At 72.6% G+C, this 5,693-nt stretch carries 5 protein-coding genes; 1 reads left to right on the top strand and 4 read right to left on the bottom strand.

Annotated elements, in window-relative coordinates; all coding sequences use genetic code 11:
- Positions 1 to 93: 93 nt before the first annotated feature.
- Positions 94 to 1,647 carry an MFS transporter gene (locus PV721_RS40535; protein ID WP_319733471.1) on the bottom strand — a complete coding sequence of 518 codons (1,554 nt, stop codon included), beginning with the start codon at positions 1,645 to 1,647 and terminating at the stop codon, positions 94 to 96.
- 83 nt (positions 1,648 to 1,730) lie between these two features.
- On the opposite strand from PV721_RS40535, the gene PV721_RS40530 reads away from it, so the two are divergent.
- Positions 1,731 to 3,782, top strand: a complete 2,052-nt coding sequence (locus PV721_RS40530; RefSeq protein ID WP_319733468.1) for a S9 family peptidase — start codon at positions 1,731 to 1,733, stop codon at positions 3,780 to 3,782.
- Positions 3,783 to 3,855: 73 nt separating this feature from the next.
- On the opposite strand, the gene PV721_RS40525 is transcribed toward PV721_RS40530, so the two are convergent.
- The 3 genes from PV721_RS40525 to PV721_RS40515 all read right to left on the bottom strand — a co-directional run.
- Positions 3,856 to 4,179 (bottom strand): hypothetical protein, encoded by a 324-nt coding sequence (locus tag PV721_RS40525; RefSeq protein WP_319733466.1) that lies wholly within the window; start codon positions 4,177 to 4,179, stop codon positions 3,856 to 3,858.
- 184 nt (positions 4,180 to 4,363) lie between these two features.
- Positions 4,364 to 5,389 (bottom strand): ABC transporter ATP-binding protein, encoded by a 1,026-nt coding sequence (locus tag PV721_RS40520; RefSeq protein ID WP_416371283.1) that lies wholly within the window; start codon positions 5,387 to 5,389, stop codon positions 4,364 to 4,366.
- On the bottom strand, positions 5,386 to 5,693 hold a 308-nt coding region (locus PV721_RS40515), incomplete at its 5' end, for an oligopeptide/dipeptide ABC transporter ATP-binding protein (protein WP_319733464.1). The genes PV721_RS40515 and PV721_RS40520, both read right to left, overlap by 4 nt.

Here is a 5,693-nt window from a genome sequence, read left to right as displayed (position 1 = left end):
CTTCCTCCACACCTACAACCACCACCGCTGCCACACCGCACTGGACGGCAAGCCACCGATCAGCCGTGTGAACAACCCTGCGGGTCAATACACCTAGGTACGGTCCGCCGCCGGGGTGTGGTTGCCCTGGAGGCGTTCGAGGTCCGAGGGGCGGACCTGGATGGCGAACAGCGCGATCATCGCGCCGACCAGGGTGAACACGGCCGCCACGATGAAGGCCGCACTGATGCCCGAGGTGAGGATCTGGTCGCTCCACGGCTTCGGGACCTGTCCGGTGCGCCGGAAGGAGGCCAGCTGTGCGGGGGTGGCCGTGCTGAGGAAGCCGGCCACCTGGTCCTTCGCCTCGTTGCGGCTCGCCGTGCCGAAGACCGTCACCAGGATGGAAAGGCCGAGCGAGCCGCCCACCTGCTGCATCGTGTTGAGCAGTCCGGAGGCGGCTCCCGATTCCCGGTCGGGGACGTTGGACAGGGCCATCAGGGTCAGCGAGACGAACTGCAGGCCCATGCCGAGGGCGAACAGCAGCATCGGACCCAGGATGCTGCCCAGGTACGTGGAGTGGACGTCCGTCTGTGTCAGCCAGCCGAGCCCGGCCGCCGAGGACAGGGCGCCGCCGACCATGAACGGTTTGGGGCCGAACTTCGGGAGCAGTTGCGAGGTGAACCCGGCGCCCAACGCGACCATCACGCTGACCGGGAGGAAGGCGAGGCCGGCCTGGATCGGGCTGAACCCGAGCACGATCTGCACGAAGAGGGTCAGGAAGAAGAACATGCCGAAGATCGCGCAGGCGAGCATGAGCATGATCCCGTAGGTCCCGGCCCGGTTGCGGTCGGCGAACATGTGCAGCGGGGTGATGGGCTGGGGCGAGCGCCGCTCGTTGAGGATGAACAGGGTCAGCAGGACCGCGGCGGCGCCGAAGGAGCCGAGGGTCACCGGGTCGCGCCAGCCCTCCTGGGAAGCCCGGATGAAGCCGTAGACCAGCGCGACCATGCCCACGGTGGACAGCAGTGCGCCGGCGAAGTCGAAGTGTCCGGGGTGGCGTTCGGACTCGCGCAGCACCTTCGCGGCCAGCACCGCGATCACCGCGGCGATGGGGACGTTGACGAAGAGCACCCAGCGCCAGTTGAGCCATTCGACGAGGATGCCGCCCGCGAGCAGGCCGATCGCGCCGCCGGCCGCCGAGACGCCGGCGAACACGCCGAAGGCCCGGTTGCGTGCGGGGCCTTCGCGGAAGGTGGTGGTGATCAGGGCGAGGGAGGTCGGGGACGCGATGGCGCCGCCGACGCCCTGGAGGGCGCGGGCCGCCATCAACTGGCCCTCGTTCTGGGCGAGTCCGCCGAGGAAGGAGGCCAGGCCGAAGAGCAGGACACCGAAGATGAAGACGCGCTTGCGGCCGAGGATGTCGCCGGTGCGCCCGCCGAGGAGCAGCAGGCCGCCGAAGGCGAGGGTGTAGGCGTTGACGACCCAGGAAAGGCTTTCGGTGGAGAAGTCGAGCGCGGTCTGGATGTGTGGCAGCGCGATGTTCACGATCGTGATGTCGAGCACCACCATGAGCTGACAGGAGGCGATGACGAACAGGGCGAGTCCGTTGCCGCTTCCTCGGACCTTGCCGTCGGTCCCGTTGCTGCTCGGCGATGCGTTCGGGTCCACCCTTTCGACGCTAAGCCTGCGCCTGCGGGGTCACCACTCGAACAGCCTAGTGGTGGTGACATTGCACATGTCACACTACGATCATGGATGACTTCCTCAGGCTCTCCGCGAGCACGGCCCGCTTCTCTTACGGCGCCCCGCGCGCGTTCTCCTTCGGGGACGAAGGCCGGCTCCTCTGGTTCCTCCGCTCCACCGGTCCCACCGACGCCTTCGACAGCCTCTGGGTGCTCGACACCACCACCGGCGCCGAGACCCGGCTTGCCGATCCCCGCGAGCTGTGCCCCGAGCCGGGCGCCCTCCCGGACGCCGAGCGCCGGCTGCGCGAGCGGACCCGGCTCGTCGCCGCCGGGATCGGCTCGTACGCCCTCTCCGGCGAGGGCCGGCGCGCCGTATTCGCGCTGTACGGGCGGCTCTACGGGGTCACGGCGGGCGGCGCCGGGAAGCCCGGGGAGATCGCGGCCGCCGGACCCGCCGTGGACCCGCGACCCAACGCAGACGGCTCGCGCACCGCGTACGTCTGCGACGACGCCCTGTACGTCGCCCCGGGCGGCCGGGTCAGCCCCGACGACGGGGCCCGCTGGGGCCTCGCCGAGTTCGCCGCCGCCGAGGAGCTCGGGCGTTCCCGGGGCCACTGGTGGTCCCCGGACGGGGTCACCCTGCTGGCCGCCCGCGTCGACGAATCCGCCCTCCAGCGGAGGTACTTCGCCGACCCGGCGCACCCCGAGCTGCCGGCCGAGGACTTCGCCTACCCCGAGGCGGGCGGGCCCAACGCCGACGTCCAGCTGTGGGTGCTGGGGGAGAGCCGGGTACGGATCGAGTGGGACGCCGGGACCTACCCCTACGTGTGCGCCGCGGCCTGGGAGTCGGCCGGGGAGATCCTGCTGACGGTCCAGGACCGGCTCCAGCGCACCGTGCTGCTGCTCTCCGCCGACCCGGCCACCGGCCGCACCCGGGAGCTGTCCCGCACCACGCACCCCCAGTGGGTGGACCCCCTGGTCCCCGGCACCCCGGCCCGCCTGCCCGACGGGCGGATGCTGACCGCGGCCGACACCCCCGGCGGGGCCGCCCGCGCCCTCGCCGTGGACGGGGCCCTCCTCACCGGGGACGACGTCCAGGTCCGCGGGGTGGCCGGGGTACACGAAGGCCGGCTGCTGATCGAGGCCGGCCTGCGCGACCCGGCCGAGCAGCAGGTGCTGCTGCTGGACACCGCCACTGGGGAAGCGACGCCGCTCGCGGACGGCCCCGGCGTCCACGGCGTGACCGCCTCGGCCGGGTACCTGCTGCTGACCTCCGCCGACGCCGACGGCGTGCGGCGCGTCATACGCACTCCCGACGGGCGGGAACTGACCCCCGCGGACCTGTCGCAGCCGCTGCCGTACCGGGTGGCGCCGGTCCTGGAGCGGGTCACGGAGCACGGCGTGCCCACCGCGCTCGTGCTGCCCCGCGGGCACGTCCCCGGGCGGAAGCTGCCCGTCCTGATGGACAGCTACGGCGGCCCCGGCGCCCAGGACATCACCGCCGACCCGCGCCGCTGGCAGCACCGCCAGTGGTGGGCCGACCAGGGGTTCGCGGTGGTGACCGTCGACAACCGCGGCACCGCGTACGTCTCGCCCTCCCACACCCACGCCATGTACCGCGGCTTCTCCGAGGTCACCCTGGACGACCAGGTCGCGGCGCTGCACGCGCTCGCCGCCCGCCACGGCGACCTCGACCTCGGCCGGGTCGGCATCCGCGGCTGGTCCTACGGCGGCTACCTGTCGGCGATGGCCGTACTGCGCCGCCCCGACGTCTTCCACGCCGCGGCCGCCGGGGCCGCGCCGACCGACTTCCGGCACTACGACACGGCGTACACGGAGCGGTACCTGGGCCTGCCGCAGGAGCACCCGCACGTCTACGAACGGGACTCGCTCCTGCCCGACGCCCCGAAGCTGTCCCGGCCGCTGCTGCTGGTCACCGGTTTGGCCGACGACAACGTCCATCCCTCGCACACCCTGCGCCTGTCCCAGGCCCTGACGGACGCGGGCCGCCCCCACCAACTGCTGGCCCTCCCCGGCGTCACCCACATGACCCCGGGCGGCACCCGGGAGAAGCTGATGGCCCTGGAGCTGGAGTTCTTCCGCCGCGAACTCGCCTAGGAGCCCGCTCCGCCCCGCCGGCACCGCCGTCGGCGGGGCGCTGCGCCCCCGAGGCCGGATGCCGCCCCGGCGGTCAGGGCCGGGGGGCGAACGCCGTACGAACCAGGGCAGTGAGGATCAGGGCTGCCGCCGGCGCGTACCACCAGCGTCGCAGCCTCCCCGTCGTCACGCCGGCCACCGTCCCCGCGAGGGCAAGGAGCTCCACCACCAGTCCGAGCCCCGCCATCAGGCGCGCGGTGTCCGTCACCGTGCGGTCCCAAGGCCCTTCGGACTCGGTGAGCAGTGCGCCCAGGACGAAGAAGCCCGCCACCGTGTGGAGTCCCAGCAGGACGGCAGCCCACGCGGCCGTCGCCACCGGATGGCGTCGGGCGAGCCCTGGTACCTGCTGCTCGGTCATTGAGCGCCCTCGCGTCCTCGATGTTCGTGCCGAAACCACGACCGTAGGCCTGGGCACCGTCCGTACGCCAGCCCGGGCCGCCGCTGTGGCGCCGGACGGTTGCCGCGCCTGCGGGGGCAGCGAAAGGACCCGGGCCGACCGTGTCGGTCCCGGGTCCTTCCGTTGCCTTCCCCTTGGACCCCCGTCAGTCGCCGGGGAAGTGACAGGCCACCTCGCGGGAGGCGGCGAGCTGGAGCAGGGGGCGTTCGGTGCGGCAGATCTCCTGCGCCTTGGGGCAGCGCGGGTGGAAGGTGCAGCCGGAGGGTGGAGCGGTCGGGCTCGGCGGGTCGCCGAGCAGCACGATCCGCTCCCGCCGCCGCTCCGCCGCCGGGTCGGGCAGCGGGACGGCGGACAGCAGCGCCCGGGTGTACGGGTGCTGCGGGTTCTCGTAGAGGGACTTCTTGTCCCCGATCTCGACGATCCGGCCGAGGTACATGACGGCGACCCGGTCGCTGACCCGTTTGACCACCGACAGGTCGTGGGCGATGAACACGTAGGCGAGGCCGAGCTCGGTGCGCAGCCGTTCCATCAGGTTGACGATCTGGGCCTGTACCGAGACGTCCAGCGCGGAGACCGGTTCGTCGGCGACGATCAGCCGGGGGCTGGTGGAGAGCGAGCGGGCGATGCCGATGCGCTGGGCCTGGCCGCCGGAGAACTCGTGCGGGTAGCGGTCGATGTGCTCGGGGATCAGCCCGACGAGCTCCATCAGCTCGGCGGCGCGGCGTCGGGCGTCCCCCGCGCTCCAGCCCTGCACCAGCAGCGGGTCGGAGATGATCCGGGCCACGGTCTGGCGCGGGTTGAGCGAGGAGTGCGGGTCCTGGAAGACCATCTGGATGCTCTTGCGCAGCGGGCGCAGGGCTCCCTGGGACAGCCGGCTGATGTCCTTGCCCTCGAAGACGACGTGGCCCGAGGTGGGTTCCAGCAGCCGCACCAGCATCCGTCCGGTGGTGGACTTCCCGCAGCCCGACTCCCCGACCAGGCCGAGGGTCTGCCCGGCAGCGAGGTCGAAGGAGACCCCGTCGACGGCGCGCACGGGCGCCCCCCGGCGCCCGGTCACGGATCGTCTGCCGGGGAAGGTCATGGTGAGGTCCTGGACGGACAGCAGGGCAGGGGCGCTCCCTCGTGCGGCGGCTTCGCGTGCCGCGCGCCCGCGTGCGGCGGTCTCGGTCATCGGGCCGCCTCCTCGGCGGTGCGGGTCATGGCCCCGGCGAAGTGGCAGGCCACCGTCCGGTCCGGTCCGTCCCCGTACGCCGCCGGCTCGGGCCGTACGTCGGTGCAGCGTGCGGCCGCCCGGGAGCAGCGCGGGGCGAAGGCGCAGCCGGGGGCCGGTGCGAGCAGGGACGGCGGGGAGCCGGGGATGAAGGGCAGCGGCTGGTCGTCCGCGCTGTCGAGGCGGGGCAGCGAGTCGAGCAGGCCCCGGGTGTAGGGGCTGTTTTCTAAACAAATATCCAAAGCCCAAAAAAAAGAAAAAAAGT

This window comes from Streptomyces sp. MB09-01, from assembly GCF_033794505.1.
Taxonomy (GTDB): Bacteria; Actinomycetota; Actinomycetes; order Streptomycetales; family Streptomycetaceae; genus Streptomyces.
This window is presented reverse-complemented; position numbering and strand designations above follow the sequence as displayed.